We start from the raw sequence: 17595 nt of genomic DNA, 5'->3' as shown, positions 1-17595 counted from the left end.
TAAACATTGATATCAAAGTTTTTTGGTATTGTAAAATAAAATAATTCTTGGGATTAATTCAATAGTTCTTCCCATTTCTCATATAATCTACTTAATAAGTCTTTATTAGAATTAAGTTCCTTTGTGATTTGGACAACCTTATCCGGTTCAGAATAAATATCTGGCTGGCAAAGAAGGCTTTCAAGGTCGCTTATTTTTGATTCAAGTGATTCGATTTGCTTTTCAATATCCTTTATTTCGTTTTCTTTTGCCTTTTGCTGTTCCCTTTTTTCGCGTTCTTTTCGCCTTTCGTCCTTTATTTGTGTTTTAGTTTTCCCAACAGTGTTTATAACAATTTCATCCGAATTGGTATTCTTTTTTTGAATATAGTAATCGAAATTACCGATAAATTCAGAGAAGGTGCTACCGTCAAACTCTATAATCTTGTTGAATATTTTGTTTAGAAAGTATCTATCGTGGGAAATAGCAAATATAGTTCCTTCATAATCCATAAGGGCATTTTCAAGAGCTTCCCTTGATAGAATATCAAGATGGTTTGTAGGCTCGTCTAATAAAAGTAGGTTAGGTTTTTTAAGCATGACCTTCAGCATTGAAAGCCTTGCCTTTTCTCCACCGGATAGCGTCGATATAGATTTAAACACATCATCCTTAGTAAATAAAAATGCTGCAAGGTAATTTCTGATTTGAGTGGTTGTAAGGTTTGGATATTCATCCCAAACTTCATCGATTACCGTTTTATCTTCTGATAAATTGCTCTGTTCCTGGTCATAGTATCCTATCAATACATTTTTTCCTAGTCTAACAAACCCTGCGTCTGGCTCTATAAGTCCACAAATTATCCTAAAAAGGGTAGTCTTTCCCTTTCCATTTGAGCCTATTAGAGCAACTCTTTCACCACGCTTAATAAAAAGCGATAAATTCTCAAACAGAGTTTTATCTCCAAAGGATTTTTTAATATTTTCAAGGCTTATTACATCATTTCCACTTTGGAATTTAATTTCAAATTTGATTTTAACGCTGTTTTGGAATACTTGAGGTTTTTCTATTCTTTCTATTCTATCAAGCATCTTTTCTTTGCTCTCGGCCTGCTTTATGCTTTTTTCTCTGTTGAAGGACCTAAACCTTTCAATCATCTCCTCAAGTCGCTGTATTTCTTTTTGCTGTAGCTCATAATGTTTTAGTTTTTCCTCTAACCTGTTTTGTCTTTCATTTATAAAATATGTGTAATTGCCGTTGTATTCTTCAATTGTTCCATTTATAAGCTCAAATGTTTTTGTGGTAATAACGTCTAAAAAGTATCTGTCGTGTGAAATTATTATACAGGCGCCTCTATATTCCTTAAGGAATTCTTCTAAAAATTTAATTGCCTCTAAATCAAGATGGTTGGTAGGCTCGTCAAGGAGCAAAATGTCAGGATTTTTTAAAAGGAGCTTTGCAAGTGATAATCTTGTCTTTTGACCGCCTGATAGATTTACCACGCTCTTAGTAAAATCTGAAGATGGTATTCCAAGACCTGTTAAAATTCTTCTTACTTGATTTTCAATCGAATAACCATCGAGCATGTCAAATTTGTCTAATAAAATTCCATATTCATTTAAAAGCTCGCTATGCTTTTGCTCATCCTTTTCACTGGAAATCAACAATTCAAGTTCTCTCAATCTATTTTCGATATTTTTGACATTTTCAAATACCTTTAGCGCCTCTTCAAATACATTGTTTGTTATTTCGAATTCAATGTTCTGGCTTAAGTAGCCTATTGTCTTATCGTTAGAAATAAAAAGAGCTCCATTATCAGGCTCGATTTGCTTTGATAATATTTTAAACAATGTGGTTTTACCTGCACCGTTCTTACCAACGAGTCCAACCTTTTCGCTATCTTCAATTTTTAAATTTATATCTTTTAAAATAACATCTGTTCCGTATGATTTTGAAATATTTTGGGCTTCTAATACTACCATTTTTCCACCTCAGAATTAAATTTACGAGTATATTATATAATTACGAAGAAATAAAGTCAAAATATAGAATTTAAAGGCATAAATTATTTCACAAGTATTCACAAAATTTTAATTTTGCTATATAATTAAATAAAAATGCTACAATTTTTTTTAAGAACAAATGTTAAAATATAAACAATGGGTTAGGTGATATAATGAGTAAAAAAACAGTAATATCGATGGCTGTTATCAGAAGGCTTCCAAAGTATTATAGGTATTTAGGAGAGTTATTAAGAAATGACATTGAAAGAATATCATCAAAGGAATTATCTGAAAGAATAGGTTTTACAGCTTCTCAAATAAGACAGGATTTGAATAATTTTGGTGATTTTGGCCAACAGGGATATGGATACAATGTCAGAGCGCTAAGGGACGAAATAGGAAAAATACTAGGACTTAATAAGGAATATAAAACAGTTATCGTTGGGGCCGGAAATATAGGTCAGGCAGTAGCTAATTACACAAATTTTGAAAAGTTAGGTTTTCACCTGATAGGTATATTTGATAGGAATCCTAAATTGATTGGGATGGGAATCAGGGATATAGAAGTTCAGGATGTTGACAATCTTGAATCATTTTTAAAGAATAATCCTGCAGACATTGGTATTATTTGTGTTCCAAAGGAACAAGCACAAAGAATAGCAGATGCATTTGTAAAGTCGGGAATTAAAGGCATATGGAACTTTGCACCTACTGATATTGCTGTTCCAGAAGATGTAATAGTTGAGAATGTTCATCTTAGCGAAAGCCTTTTGACACTTAGCTATAGACTTAATGAAAGTGAATTGTTTAAGGAAAAAATTGGGCGTTGAATTACGCCTTTTTTTTATTTATAATTAACGTAAATATATGTCGAAAATTTAAAAAATAAGGGGGTAGTGGGGAGTTGAAGAAAATTTCGTCGAAAATATCGTTCTCTCTCGTCATTTTTTTAATCGTTACACAAGTCTTATATATTGATGTTAAGTCTGCTACAACAAGCTTTAAGCAGTATAAGGTTCAGATAATTGCTAATTATTTAAACATTAGGAGCAGTGCAAGTACTTCAGCAAAGATAGTCGGCAAGTATACAAAAGGGACTGTTGTTACCGTAATAGGAAAGTCTGGAAGCTTTTTAAAAACCTCAAAGGGATATATTTATAACAGTCCAAATTATTTAAAGACTGTATCGACAAATTCTGGGGCAAGCTTTAAGCAATATAAGGTTCAGGTAATTGCTAATTATATCTATATAAGAAGCAGTGCAAGCACTTCAGCAAAGATAGTCGGCAAGTATACAAAAGGGACTGTTGTTACCGTAACAGGGAAATCTGGAAGCTTTTTAAAAACCTCAAAGGGATATATATATAACAGTTCAAGTTATATAAAAAATTATATCCAAAGCACTTCGACCTTTACTTCTTACAAAGCAGTAGTAACTGCTTCAACATTAAATATTAGACAAGCCCCTTCTACAACAGCCGCCATAGTTGGGAAGTATTACAAGGGCAATATAATTGCTATCATAGGAAAATCAGGAACATTCCTAAAGACAAACAAGGGATATGTTTCTTCACAATATGTTGCAAAATATACTCCAAGCAGGGAAGAAAATCCTTTGGTTGGAAGATTTATAAGGCTTAAAGAAGATGTCACGATGTTTAAGACATTGGATGGAACGCTGGATGACAGGCTTTTGCTTGCGAATGAATCATTCAAAATACTTGGAATAGAAGGCGATTTTTATAAAATTATAAAGGGAAGTTCAATCGGATACGTCCACAAAGATAAGGTGGATTTACTTGACAACATTCCAAATGATAAGTTCACATTAGCATGGCAGTATATATACGACAAGAGTAGAAACTCAAGAACCTATGATGAAGACACCGATTATATAAATATTAAATCTTCACAGACAGGGCTTGATGTTGTTTCACCTACCTGGTTTGATATGACAGGAGATTATAGAAATGTTTCAAGTATAGATGTTATAGACAATGCAGACCCAGAATATATAAAAAGGGCTCACAACAATGGCTATGAAGTTTGGCCAAGGTTTGTTGAATTTGATGCCGATAGAGCTTACGCAATGTTTACAAATGCGACAGTAAGGAAAAAAGTAATTAGCAAGGTTGTTTCGCTTGCCAGAAGTTATAACGTAGATGGAATAAACATTGACTTTGAAGCATTAGGAACGATAAGCGCAAACAAGGATTTGTTCACTGCATTTGTAAGGGACCTATCTGCTGAGCTTAAAAAATATAACATGGTTGTATCAGTAGATGTTGTTAGAATTTCAACTTCCCAGACATGGTCAAAGTGGTATGATAGACAAGCCCTCATAAACTATGTTGACTACATGATTCTCATGGCTTACGACGAACATGTTGCATCATCAACGACAGCTGGTTCAGTAGGGTCTTATCCATGGGTTAAGGATTCAATAGAAGAGTTAATAGAAATTGGAATACCAAAGGAAAAATTAGTTCTTGGGGTTCCATTTTACCTAAGATTATATAAGCTAAAGGTAGTAAATAATCCGTATGATTCAGTTGTCTTTACAAAGGCTAATTACTATGTGTATTCGAGTAATTCAACTTCAAGCACAAAGCTGCAACCGGCTAATATAGGTGATTCCTATAAATTGTTGGGAGAAAGTTCAAATTGGTATAAGGTTGAATTTAATGGAGGTATTGGATATATTCCAATGACTGTTTCAATAAAGGTGCCAGCTAATACTATTAAAGAATTTGTAGTATCCTCTTCGGCTATATCAACGAATACAGCCATGAATTATATGCAACAATATGGTGGACGAATGTTTTTTGACAGTAAGGCACAGCAAAACGTTGTTACCTATAATGCAGATGGATATAAGTATATAGTTTGGCTTGAGGATAATACTTCTATGGGCTGGAGAATGGACCTAGCAAATCAATTTGATTTGCCTGGAATTGGTGCCTGGAGCCTTGGATGGGAAGATAGAAGCATCTGGGATGTTATTAAAGAAAAAATAAAATAGGTGCCTGTCACTTGATTTCTTGACTTCTTGAGTTGTATGCCAATTTGGACAAATAATTATAGAAAATTAGTTTAATTGTTAAAGTGGTATAATTCGTTAGCTCCCAAATATCAGAATTTATACTTTATATAGTTTATAATACCGTGCAGAAAATTTTACTGGATTTTCTGCAATGAAAAATAGTTCAAGTTTTATTCACTGCAAAAGAATAAATTTTCAAGACGTCAATCGGAAGATTATGATTGACGTTTTTTTTGTGGCGCGGAATTCGCGATAGCTTGGTGTTGAAAGTTCGCTGTGGCTGCGGAGTGGAACATATAAAAAGGTGCCTATCGTAAGGTATAACCTGAAGAAAACGCGCACTTAAAGTCCAGGTTGCATTTTTGCTTGTTTAATTAAACAACATGCTATCACTTGTTTAAAGAAAAATGTATAATAAAGATAATAATTTGCAAAGGAGGCGAGGATGATGACACAAAAGACAAATGTAAATTGTCAAACAATTCAAGAACTCAAGAAATCAAGTGAATGTCACTTAGAGCATATTTTTGAATGCGGTCAGTGCTTTAGATGGAATAAATATGAGGATGGATATATAGGAGTTGCTGGAGGGAAGGTAGTTTATGCATACGAGAAGGATGATGTTATTTGCCTTGAGGGGGCTAAAGAGGAGGATAAAAATTTCTGGTGGGAATATTTTGACTTGGGTAGAGATTACGGTGAGATTAAAAGAGAGCTGGAAAAGGATGAAATTTTAAAGGAAGCTATCAAGTATGGATACGGAATTAGGATTTTAAAGCAGGAACCATTTGAGACGCTTATTTCCTTTATAATTTCTGCTAACAATAGAATTCCGATGATTAAAAGGGCAGTTGAAAATATTTCAATAAGATTTGGGGATAGAATTGAGTTTAGAGGGATGGAATTTTATGCTTTTCCGACAGTTGAGCAATTAGCCAGAGCAACAGTTGGGGATTTGGAAGATTGTGGGACAGGGTTTAGAGCACCGTATATTGCTGAAGCTGTAAGAAAAATTATTGATGAGAAAATTGATTTAGAGGAGATTAAAAAATTAGATACGGATGAGGCAATGAAAAAGCTTATGGAGTTTAAAGGGGTAGGTCCTAAGGTAGCTGATTGTGTCCTTCTTTTTTCAATGCAGAAGTTTGATGCATTCCCTGTAGATGTTTGGGTTAAGAAAATAATGCAAAAATTTTATTTAGCGCCCGATGTAAGTTTAAATAAAATAAGGCAGTTTGGGAAAAATAAATTTGGTGACTTAGCTGGTTTTGCACAACAATATCTTTTTTATTATGCTCGAGAAAACAAGGTTTAAAATTTTAGTTTTTTGCTAATAATTTTAGATAGCAAACTTAGGGGGTGCTATCGCATGAAAAAGATAAACTTAAATGACACAATCTGCCCTGTTAGTTTCGATTTTAATAATGACAGAATTGTTTATTTTGACAAGATTAATAAGCATGAAGGTATATTCTGCCTTCAGGAAGATAACAAAAAGATTTTCTTAAAGGAAGTTTTTGACAATTTTGGTATTGTAAGAAATCAAAGACTTATCTACTATAATCTATTTGATGGAAAGACTAGTTTGCATATCAATGATTTAGTTGAAGAAAAAAATTTATTACTCAATGGAATATTTTTTGATTTTAAGTTTGACGATAACGATAATTTATGTTGTTTAGGAAGCACAGAAGAAGGTTCAGTTATTCAAATATTCAATAATGAGTTGAAAAAAATCAGGGAGATTTTTATAACAGAACTATTATTCTGTAGCAGTTTTGAAATATCAGGAGAAAAATTATATGCAGCTGGGTTTGATAAGAACAATGTATTTAAAATATTAAGGATTAATTATTATGGGATTGTTGAACAAATATATAATTTAAATTACAAAAGCAACAGTGATATTGTAGCAAGTTTCTTTTGCCTTGATGATTATATAATACTGCACATAACGGGAAGGGTTGATAAGATTTTAATTTTTAACATTAATACAAGGAAACATGTGCTCATAAATCCATATAAAATTGGGTTAGATGAATTGGCCGATATTAAAAAAATTGATAATAACATAGCTATCTTAGAGAAGAAACATTTGTTAGTTTATAAGCTAGATGAACTATTGAAGTTTGATAATAAAATCGAATTTAAAGTAGATACTAATATATTAAAATACAGATATCTTCTTTATTCTAATGCTCTAATTAATAATCTCAAAGTCGATGTTTCGCTGGCTATGATTATCGTTATTTTAGTATACTTAATTTATGACATTAAATATAGTTTTAAATTTATATTTTCGTTATTTGGAATTAACTATTTTATTGTTTCCAGCATTAATAATTTCTTTAAGCTTAAAAGGAAGTCCAAAAGAGTTGAAGTTTTGCTTAATGTCTTTAAGAGAAGGAATTCTTTTACTATCATACCTATAGTGATTGTTTTGTATTTTTATTCAGTATTATCTATATATTTCAAACTTGACTGGAAGATAGTTTTTCTTTTTTTAATTGCAAGTTTTGGGGATTATACTATATGCAAAACTATTAACAGCAATAACATTAATTATTCAGTTGAGCTGCTAGAGTATAACAATGAAGGTTTAAGACTATATCTTAAGGACAGAATTGCTGAACTAATGGAAAATGAATGTGAAAAAGTTGAAATTAATATACGAGTGAAGAATTTTGAAAAAGATTACATAAAAAAATGGAAGAATACAAGAGATGCGATACTGTATAATGGATTTGATTATAGGATCATAAAAAATGATATACTAGCACATATAGACTTTAATAAAAGAGACATTAAGTATTCGAGATATTCAATTTTAATGGACTTTATTACATCCATAAAAGAAAATTATGAAATTGATGAGATTAAAATTCAACCGATTTTAATAAAAAACAGAGAAAAAAGCTAAAATAATAAGATAAAATGAAATAATCGCCCATATTGTCAAAATTCAACCAATTGCTATAATTATAGAAATTTGATTATATTATGGCATTTAATTAATATTAAAAGTGTGATTAGCACTCACATGAGTTGAGTGCTAACAAAATAAAATACATAGTTAATATTACAATTAATATAAATACACAAGGAGGGGTAATGATGAAATTAAAACCACTTGGTGACAGAGTTGTTATTAAGAAAATCGAAGCTGAAGAAACCACAAAAAGCGGTATTGTTCTTCCAGGAAGTGCTAAGGAAAAGCCACAAATGGCTGAAGTTGTTGCAATTGGACCAGATGTAAACAGAGACGACAAGACAGTGTTAAATGTTGGAGACAAGGTTATTTTCTCAAAGTATTCAGGAAACGAAGTTAAGCTTGATGGAGAAGAGTTTACAATTCTTAACCTAAGCGATATTCTTGCAGTAATAGAATAATTTACTTGAAGGGGTGATTAGAATGGCAAAGGAAATTATGTTCGGCGAAGACGCAAGACGTGCTATGCAAAGAGGTGTAGATAAGCTTGCTAATACTGTTAAAATAACTTTAGGACCAAAGGGAAGAAATGTTGTTCTTGATAAGAAGTTTGGAGCACCACTTATAACAAACGACGGTGTTTCAATAGCAAGAGAAATAGAACTACAAGACCCATATGAAAACATGGGAGCTCAGCTTGTTAAGGAAGTTGCTACAAAGACTAATGACGTTGCAGGTGACGGAACTACAACAGCTACATTGCTTGCACAAGCAATAATAAGAGAAGGTTTAAAGAACGTAACAGCTGGTGCTAACCCAATGCTTGTAAGAAACGGTATTAAGAAGGCTGTTGATGTTGCTGTTGAAGAAATTAAGAAGATATCACAACATGTTAACGGCAGAGAAGATATAGCAAGAGTTGCAGCAATTTCAGCTGCTGATGAAGAAATAGGCCAGCTTATAGCTGATGCTATGGAAAAGGTAGGCAGCGAAGGCGTTATAACTGTTGAAGAATCAAAGGCAATGGGAACTGAACTTGAAGTAGTTGAAGGTATGCAATTTGATAGAGGATATGTAAGTGCATACATGGTAACTGATGCTGAAAAGATGGAGGCAGTTCTTGATGACCCTTATATACTTATAACTGACAAAAAGATTTCAAATATACAAGATATTCTTCCAATACTAGAACAAATAGTTCAACAGGGAAGAAAACTTCTTATCATAGCTGAAGATGTAGAAGGCGAAGCTCTTGCAACACTTGTTGTTAACAAGTTAAGAGGAACATTTACATGCGTTGCAGTTAAGGCTCCAGGATTCGGCGACAGAAGAAAAGAAATGCTACAAGATATAGCTATCTTAACTGGCGGCCAAGTTATCTCAGAAGAACTTGGAAGAGATTTAAAGGAAGCAGACATAACAATGCTTGGTCGTGCAGAAAGAGTAAAGGTAACAAAGGAAAACACTACTATTGTTAACGGAAGAGGAGACAAGGAAAACATCCATGCAAGAATTGCTCAAATAAAGGCTCAAATCGAAGAAACTACATCGGACTTCGATAGAGAAAAATTACAAGAAAGACTTGCAAAACTTGCTGGTGGTGTTGCAGTTATAAAGGTTGGTGCTGCAACTGAAACAGAACTTAAGGAAAAGAAGCTAAGAATAGAAGACGCTCTAAATGCTACAAAGGCAGCTGTAGAAGAAGGTATCGTTCCAGGTGGTGGAACTGCATACATCAATGTAATTCCAGCTGTTGCAGAACTTGCTGAAAAGATAGATGACACTGACGTTAAGGTTGGTGTAAACATTGTCAAGAGATCCCTTGAAGAACCACTAAGACAAATTGCTGAAAACGCAGGTCTTGACGGTGCCGTTGTTGTTGAAAAGGTTAAAGCAAGCGATAAGGGAGTAGGATTTGACGCTCTACATGAAAAGTATGTAAACATGATTGAAGTTGGTATAGTCGACCCAACTAAGGTTACAAGATCAGCACTTCAAAATGCTGCATCAGTAGCTGCTACATTCCTAACAACTGAAGCTGTTGTTGCTGACATCCCAGAAAAGAAGGATGCACCAGCAATGCCAGGCGGAATGCCAGATATGTATTAATAAAAAGGGCTGTCTCAATAGAGGCAGCCTTAAATTTTGCGATTCAATATTCTATATAAAATCAATATTAGATTAGGAATTAGTGACTTAACCTTTGAACAAGACTTCTTGACTACTCTTAATATTCCCCACATACCCTGCTCTATTTCCCACCTAATATTTCCTGAGCGATAAAGATAATCGCCTACAAATTTCTCTTTTCCGCCAGCAATAAGTTCAATATTCAAACTACTTCCGACAGAGAGTGCTCCTTGAACTCCAATTAGGTTAGAATAGGGGTTATTCAATTGCTGTAGCCAATTATGACCATGAATGACAATAGTTGTGTTTCTTGGTTTATCTGAAGGCATGGCATAACGAAAAGTAATCTTATCACCTGCGTTTGCGATAAAAATTGGAGTTGCTGGGTCTCCGTGAATACAAGAATCAAAAACTAGGTCTCTATTAGGATTAATTTGCAATCTATTTTCAAATCTTTCACATCGGTAGTTGAATGCCTTATGCCCTTGGTCCTCGAAATCAAGATGTTCTGCATGATGAACTTCAGGGATTCTATTTCCATTCTTATCTAGTAGGTCAATTCCGTTGTGTGACAATATGACAAACTCTCTAAAGGACTCTTTAAATCCAGGTATTATAATAGCTTGTTCGCCTGAGTTTGTTTTAATTCCATTGAATGGATTTATATAAATTGAATCCTGTGGTTCAATAATCAATGCGCCAAAGAGACCTCTGTGTCTATGATTTCTAATATCTCCAAAACTGGATAAAATTATTGTTCCATATTCATCATCTGCAAAATATCTATAGGTTATGCTTTCATTTGGACCTATGGTCTGGTCGTTGTTAAAACCAACAGTAGCACCGTCAGAGCCACGGACGTCATAATTTAACATCTGAGCATGGATTGACACCCTGTTTGATGGAGGATAAGGCACTTCAACGGGAATGTGCGGGTATTCTGTTTCCGTTAATTTTTCTGGCAACAGGTTTGTAAGCATAATTTCAATACATTCCCCAGCATTTGCTCTTATTATAAGCGGCTTTGGATGAATTTTATCATTTAAAACTCTCTTCAAGTCTTGCTTGAGGACAAACAGCAATCCGTTTGGGTCGTTGTCTCCAAATTTATTATAAATTATTTTCTTTTGAATAGCATAAATTTCAAATCGCCTAATTTTAGAACATGATTTACAAGGCGTGCCCGGGTCTTGTGCCTTTGGAGGTGGAGAACCAGTAGGAGTTGGAAAGGCTTTTGTTCTTTCAGGCGGTGCTGGCCTATCGTTTAATGGAACAAGATGCGGCATTTTTGAACCATATACCCTTAAAATGCCCCAAAGACCAAGCCATAAATCGTCAAGCCCTGCAAAATAGTATAATACATCCTGGTCATCCTCTGCTTCTGCAGTAAACTCAATGTTGAAAGCCTCTGAAATCCCAATAACCTGCGAACAAACAAGGGGTGCTTGAGGGTTAGTTATTTCCTTATGCCATTTATATCTGTGAAGATTAAAAATATGCTGTTCTTCATGAGCACCATCGATAAGCCTTATTATTATTCTATCTTTTGAATAACATTCGAGAAGTGGTGTCTCTGGGTCGCCATGAAGATAGGAACTGAATACATATGCAGGGTCTCCAGGCCTAAATTGTAGCGGTGCACATTTATAATTTATACCCATCACTCCAGGGTCCTCATGGGAATCTGGAAAGGGAGGTGGATTTATTTCTTTGTCATTATCATCAAATAACAGGGCAAAATCATGAACAAACAATGCAAATTCTCTGAAGCTGCCATGGGGTGATTCTATAATGGCTTTTGTTCCACTATTGATTGGAAGGCCAGTAAACGGCGAAATATAATTTGAACCTGGTGGCTCTACAATTAGTGAAGCAAACAAACCATGTTGCTGATGAGTGTTTGCGAACAAGTGATCATGGAAAAAGCAGGTATGCAGTTCTTCATCAGCATACCATCTGTAAATTATAGTTTCACCTGGTTTTACCCCGCTTGAGTAATTCCAACCGTTGCCACCACCGTCGGAACACAATACATCAAATTTTACCAAGTGAACGTGACATGTGCATTGTGTAGTAATGTGAACTGATTGAAATAGGTTGCCTCCAATGGTCAAAGGAAGTTTATTAGTAAATTTTATTTCGACGCAGTCACCTGCATTTACTCTAATAACAAGCGGTTCAGGTTCCTTTATTCCGTTTAAAATATCCTGCTCATCCTCGGCAAGGCAGTATATCCTTCCAAATGGGTCGTGCCAGTTTTGGTTATTATATTTAATGGGCAGTTGTATTGCAACAATCTCAAACGTTTTTAAAGGTGCATTTGGTGGACAGGGGTTTGCAAAGGCTGCTCCAGGTGCAGCATTTGGATGAAAACTATTTATCTCAAGTTGTGTTGGGGTTCTTCCTCCAATTATACCAAGTGGAGGGTCGGGCGCTTTCTGACCAACTACCCCAGGAATAAACAATGGGAAACCGGGTTTTTGGGGTGTCGGTATTGGTGGCGGAGTTCTATCTGGAAGTGGTATTAAAGCTTTTATTTTTGTTCCGTCAGGGTAAAATCTTGTTCCATCTTCGAGGACGTCATGGACTCTAAAAAGACCCCACATGCCGGCTTCGAAATGAGGATACAAATGACAGTGGAATATAGAGTCACCAAATGATTTTTGTAAACTTCCTGCTCCGTATAGAGGAACAACTGTATAGGATTCCTGAGGACCTATGGAAATGGAATCAATAATTGTTGAGTTGGGGTCCTCAGGGTTTAATCTCCATTGATGGACATGAAAGTGAAAAACGTGGGTTTCTTTAATTCCGGCATTAATTACTCTAATTTTAACCGGGTCACCCGTATAAGCATGAAGAACAAGCGAAGGGTCGCCCCAAACCCATGAAGAGTGCATACAGTCTTCATCAGTGCAATTGCTTAAGGGTTCTGGTATTCTATTTCGCATCGGTTCTGAGCGATAATTTATAGAATGAGTATCTTCTTCATGTCCATTCAATGGATTTATCGGAGGTAAACCCTGAATATTTAGAACTGGTGATTCGTCATGGAAAAAAAGAACATATTCTCTAAATGAATTATTATATTTATGGTGTATATCTGCATATAATCCTGATTTTATTTCCTCGCCGGTTTCAGGATGCGTCCAACTTGAGCCTTCCTCTTCAACAATTAATGCGCCAAACAATCCATGGACATTGCTCCCAGTTTCGTCTGCAACCGGATTTCCAAGGTCGCTGAAAAAATATATCCCTTGCTTTTCGGCATAAAATTTGTAGGTTATTTTATGATTGGGCTGTGCAACCGATGTAGGATTAAAACCAACGTTTGCACCATCTGAAGTTACATCGTAATGCAATCCTTGAATATGAATAGAAGCAGGAAAATCGAGTTTGTTGTGAAAATTTATTATTACCAAGTCTCCTTCGTTAGCTCGTATAACGAGTGGAGAGACTATTTCTACCGGTATATTTGTATTATTTTCAACTTGATTTAGAAGTTCATCTTCATCTTCTGCAAGGACATATAAAAGTCCATTAGGGTCGTGGTCGCCATATTTATTATAGACTATCTTTGCTTTGATTGCATTTATATTATAAATTCGTATTTTAGAACCAATTGAACTGAAATCGATATCGGTCATACTATTTCACCTCCATAATACATTATATGCAGAAAAATCTAAATGCGTTTTTAGGAGAAATAGTAAAGATGAATATTAAGAGCAAAGGGTGCTTCCACAGGAAACACCCTTTGCTTTATCTTGAATATCTTAAAGTTAATCTAATTATTCTTCTTACAAGTCTTCGTGCTATAGGCATTGGCATACCAAAGGAACGCATGATGGCAAAAACTTGTGGTTCATTCTTCTCAATTTTTTCAAGTATTTCTTCAACTGTTATTCTTTCTGGACTTCTATCATCATCGTCATCCTCATCATCCATTTCCATTAGCATTGGCACCATCGGAATCATTTGGTGCATGGGCGTTATATAATGCATAGGCATCATGTGCTGCATTGGCATCATTGGCATGTTTGGCATCATTTGATTAGCGTAAGGACACATAGGCATGTAATTATTCATATATTCCCTCCATAAAAAATATTAATCTAATAAATCTTGAAAATTTGTAAATAGCTCAAACATAAATCTTTGTTCATGGGTTATATGCTCAAGCAACTCCTGCCATACCATATCATCTTTTCCGTATTGTTTAACATCAGGAATTAACATCAAGAAATGTCCATCATGAAGCAAGAACTCTTCGATTAATTTTTTTACATCCAGATAAATTAAGCTAGTTTGTCTGCAAGCTGCTTTTAAATCTCTTGCCCTTTCATTAATAGGTTTAAACATATTGCTTACTTCATTCAGCCTATTAACTATAGACTGGCTCAAATTTTTATTCGTGAGTGCTGCTACTGTTTTAATAAATACCGGATGTTCGCTTGAAATTTCACTCCATAGGATTATCTCATTTATAACACAGCAGAGATTGTTAAAATAGCATTTACAATACAATTTTTTCACCTAAAAAAATACTTACATTACATATTATACGTTTTAGCTTTTCAAGTGTTACAAAGATAATTAACAAAAGTATTATTTATTAAATTGTAACAAATCTAAATTTTAAGTATATTATATTATTGTGAATAATATTTATGGGGGTTTGTATGTTCTATTGTCCTTACTACTTTATGTGGCAATATTGGAGAGAACATGAAAATGAGGGAGCTTATAATTTGCTAAGAGGAGAAGATGATGAACAAGACATTAATTATGATGAATTTAATGCAGAATTTGAGGGCGAAGAAGAAAATCAAGATGATGAATTTTTCAGACAGAATATTCAAGAAGTTAACAGGATAATGAGACTCGTGGATCAAAGATTTGAATCCACATATGCTGAACTCGAAAGATATAGAGTACCAAGAAGGATTTCAAGACCAATCTTTAGGGCGGTTGTTTCTTATGTTGTAAGAAATGCAAATAATTATTCAGGAACAATTGAGCAGAGAACAAACGCTTTATTTAATGCGATAAGAAGGGACATCCCATGGATTTTTGCAACGCTAATAGGGTTCAGAGTTCCGATTGCAAGAATAAACGATATAATAAGAAGTATAATTAGATTCACCCTTGAAAATTTAGGAGGAACAATGCCTTCAGGATGGAGTAGATGGGAAAGCCTTGGAGGAGTTTTAACATCAGGTCCTGGTGCATCATCCTGGGCAAACAATAGGATTGACGTGTTTGCAAGAGGGACAAACGATGCACTCTGGCATAAGTGGTGGGATGGCCGAAGGTGGAGCGACTGGGAGGACTTGGGAGGAGTATTAACCTCCAGCCCAGATGCGGTATCCTGGGGACCGAATAGAATAGATGTTTTTGCAAGAGGAACGGACAACGCTCTTTGGCATAAATGGTGGGATGGCTCAAGATGGAGCAATTGGGAAAGCCTCGGAGGGGTTTTGACTTCTGCCCCTGCAGCAGCTTCATGGGCAAGAAATAGGCTGGATGTATTTGTGCGTGGAACAGATAATGCACTTTGGCATAAATGGTGGGACGGTTCAAGGTGGAGCGATTGGGAAAACCTTGGTGGAGTATTAACTTCAGCTCCTGCGGCAGTATCTTGGGGACCAAATAGAATTGATGTATTTGCAAGAGGAACAAACAATGCTCTTTGGCATAAATGGTGGGACGGTTCAAGATGGAGCGCTTGGGAAGACCTTGGAGGAGTTTTAACATCAGACCCAGCTGCATCATCAAGAAGAACAAATAGTATCGATGTGTTTGCAAGAGGAAATAACAATCAATTAATCTACAAGTCTTGGGACGGTTCAAGGTGGAGCAATTGGAGCAACTTGGGCGGAGTTTTAACATCTGAGCCAGCATCTGTTTCTATGAGGTCAAACAGGATAGATGTATTTGCAAGAGGAACAGATAATGCATTGTGGCATATTTTTAGAGAATAAAATAGGTGGAGATATAACAAGAGTTTAAACTTTGGCCCCATGAATGATTTCACAAGTATATGCTCATGATTCCAACCTAGGCTAAGGTTCATGAAATATGTTAATTTGAAATCATATCATGGGGCAACTTAAATAAAACATTATTAAGTATAATTTTCCAAAAGCTTGTAAAACTCCTATTTAAAAAGGAAAATTATTATTATATAATTATTATATAATAAATACAAAGGTTAAAGAGGTGATGGCATGATAAAGAAGTTTTTCAAGGAGCACTTTGCGGGAGGGCATACTCCAAATCTTATGGCAAGGGATTTTTTTAAATATATAGGACCAGGCCTTTTGGTAACGGTAGGATTTATTGATCCGGGTAATTGGGCATCAAATGTAGCAGCCGGTGCCGATTACGGATATAAGCTTTTGTGGATGGTTACTTTATCAACAATTATGCTTATTGTTCTTCAACACAATGCAGCTCACCTTGGAATTGTAACGGGAAAATGTTTATCTGAAGCTGCAACTGAACATTTAAGCCCAATAACAAGCAGATTTGTATTATTCAGTGCAATATTAGCAGCTATTTCAACTGCACTTGCTGAAATTTTAGGCGGGGCGATAGCGCTTAATATGTTGTTTAAAATACCAATAAAAGCTGGAGCGATAATGATTACATTGCTTGTAAGCTATATGCTTTATTCAAATTCATACAAAAAAATTGAGAAGTGGATTATTGGATTTGTTTCAATAATTGGACTTTCATTTATATTTGAACTAACACTTGCGGACATTGAGTGGGGGAAGGCACTTGCAGGATGGATTACTCCTTCTTTTCCAGAGGGTTCAATGCCAATCATTATGAGCGTTCTTGGTGCTGTTGTTATGCCACATAATTTGTTTTTGCATTCTGAAATTATTCAAAGCCGTCAATGGAACTTAGAGGATGAAAAAGTTATGGAAAAACAGCTCAAGTTTGAATTTATGGATACACTTTTTTCAATGCTCATTGGATGGGCAATAAACAGCGCGATGATACTGGTTGCTGCATCAACATTTTTTAAGAATGGTATCGTGGTAACAGAGCTCGAACAGGCACAGAGTATGTTAAGGCCATTGCTTGGAAATGCAGCATCATTAATATTTGCAATTGCACTTTTGTTTGCCGGAATATCTTCAAGCATAACTGCTGGAATGGCAGGTGGTTCTATATATGCTGGTATATTCAATGAACCCTATGATATTCACGACAGCCACACAAAGGTTGGCGTGGGATTAACTTTAATTGGGGCACTCTTAATAATTTTCCTTATTAGCAACCCATTTAAGGGGCTTGTAATATCACAAATGCTTTTAAGTATTCAGCTACCAGTAACAATATTTTTACTAATTAGCCTTACATCGTCAAAAAAAGTGATGAAAAGTTATGCAAATAGACCTTCTTCTAAGATTGTGCTTTGGATTATAGGAATAATAGTTTCTATTCTGAACATAATGCTGCTTCTAAGCTCAATATGATTATTGTAAATATTTAAAAAT

At 34.9% G+C, this 17595-nt stretch carries 12 protein-coding genes; 8 read left to right on the top strand and 4 right to left on the bottom strand.

Annotated features, from left to right (window positions below):
• Positions 1 to 53: 53 nt before the first annotated feature.
• Positions 54 to 1958, bottom strand: a complete 1905-nt coding sequence (gene abc-f / locus ABG79_RS02260) for a ribosomal protection-like ABC-F family protein (protein ID WP_057976704.1) — start codon at positions 1956 to 1958, stop codon at positions 54 to 56.
• A 194-nt stretch (positions 1959 to 2152) separates the two neighbouring features.
• Here abc-f and ABG79_RS02255 point away from each other — a divergent pair, with 194 nt between their 5' ends.
• The 6 genes from ABG79_RS02255 (at position 2153) to groL (ending at position 10060) form a co-directional block, all read left to right on the top strand.
• Positions 2153 to 2809, top strand: a complete 657-nt coding sequence (locus ABG79_RS02255) for a redox-sensing transcriptional repressor Rex (RefSeq protein WP_057976702.1) — start codon at positions 2153 to 2155, stop codon at positions 2807 to 2809.
• A gap of 74 nt (positions 2810 to 2883) precedes the next feature.
• Positions 2884 to 5001 carry an SH3 domain-containing protein gene (locus tag ABG79_RS02250; protein ID WP_057976700.1) on the top strand — a complete coding sequence of 706 codons (2118 nt, stop codon included), beginning with the start codon at positions 2884 to 2886 and terminating at the stop codon, positions 4999 to 5001.
• A 469-nt stretch (positions 5002 to 5470) separates the two neighbouring features.
• Complete coding sequence (locus ABG79_RS02245) at positions 5471 to 6337, top strand: DNA-3-methyladenine glycosylase family protein (RefSeq protein ID WP_057977038.1); 867 nt, start codon at positions 5471 to 5473, stop codon at positions 6335 to 6337.
• A gap of 54 nt (positions 6338 to 6391) precedes the next feature.
• A complete protein-coding gene (locus tag ABG79_RS02240) occupies positions 6392 to 7942 on the top strand; it encodes a hypothetical protein (protein WP_057976698.1) in 1551 nt (516 codons plus the stop codon).
• Between the two features lie 194 nt (positions 7943 to 8136).
• The gene (locus tag ABG79_RS02235; RefSeq protein WP_057976696.1) at positions 8137 to 8412 is read left to right on the top strand and encodes a co-chaperone GroES; all 276 of its coding nucleotides are present in this window, start codon (positions 8137 to 8139) and stop codon (positions 8410 to 8412) included.
• A 22-nt stretch (positions 8413 to 8434) separates the two neighbouring features.
• Complete coding sequence (gene groL, locus ABG79_RS02230) at positions 8435 to 10060, top strand: chaperonin GroEL (RefSeq protein ID WP_057976694.1); 1626 nt, start codon at positions 8435 to 8437, stop codon at positions 10058 to 10060.
• Between the two features lie 29 nt (positions 10061 to 10089).
• Here groL and ABG79_RS02225 read toward each other — a convergent pair whose 3' ends face one another.
• The 3 genes from ABG79_RS02225 to ABG79_RS02215 form a co-directional block, all read right to left on the bottom strand.
• Positions 10090 to 13728, bottom strand: coding sequence for a multicopper oxidase domain-containing protein (locus ABG79_RS02225; RefSeq protein WP_057976692.1), 3639 nt, complete (start codon positions 13726 to 13728; stop codon positions 10090 to 10092).
• A gap of 115 nt (positions 13729 to 13843) precedes the next feature.
• Positions 13844 to 14170, bottom strand: coding sequence for a hypothetical protein (locus tag ABG79_RS02220; RefSeq protein ID WP_057976691.1), 327 nt, complete (start codon positions 14168 to 14170; stop codon positions 13844 to 13846).
• Positions 14171 to 14191: 21 nt separating this feature from the next.
• Complete coding sequence (locus ABG79_RS02215) at positions 14192 to 14617, bottom strand: DUF2935 domain-containing protein (protein WP_083490292.1); 426 nt, start codon at positions 14615 to 14617, stop codon at positions 14192 to 14194.
• A gap of 146 nt (positions 14618 to 14763) precedes the next feature.
• On the opposite strand from ABG79_RS02215, the gene ABG79_RS12815 reads away from it, so the two are divergent.
• Positions 14764 to 16065, top strand: coding sequence for a PLL family lectin (locus tag ABG79_RS12815; RefSeq protein ID WP_057976685.1), 1302 nt, complete (start codon positions 14764 to 14766; stop codon positions 16063 to 16065).
• Positions 16066 to 16311: 246 nt separating this feature from the next.
• On the top strand, positions 16312 to 17574 hold the full coding sequence (locus ABG79_RS02205; protein WP_057976683.1) for an Nramp family divalent metal transporter: 1263 nt from the start codon (positions 16312 to 16314) through the stop codon (positions 17572 to 17574).
• The last annotated feature ends 21 nt before the right edge of the window (positions 17575 to 17595 follow it).

The organism is Caloramator mitchellensis (assembly GCF_001440545.1).
Lineage (GTDB): Bacteria > Bacillota > Clostridia > Clostridiales > Caloramatoraceae > Caloramator > Caloramator mitchellensis.
This window is presented reverse-complemented; position numbering and strand designations above follow the sequence as displayed.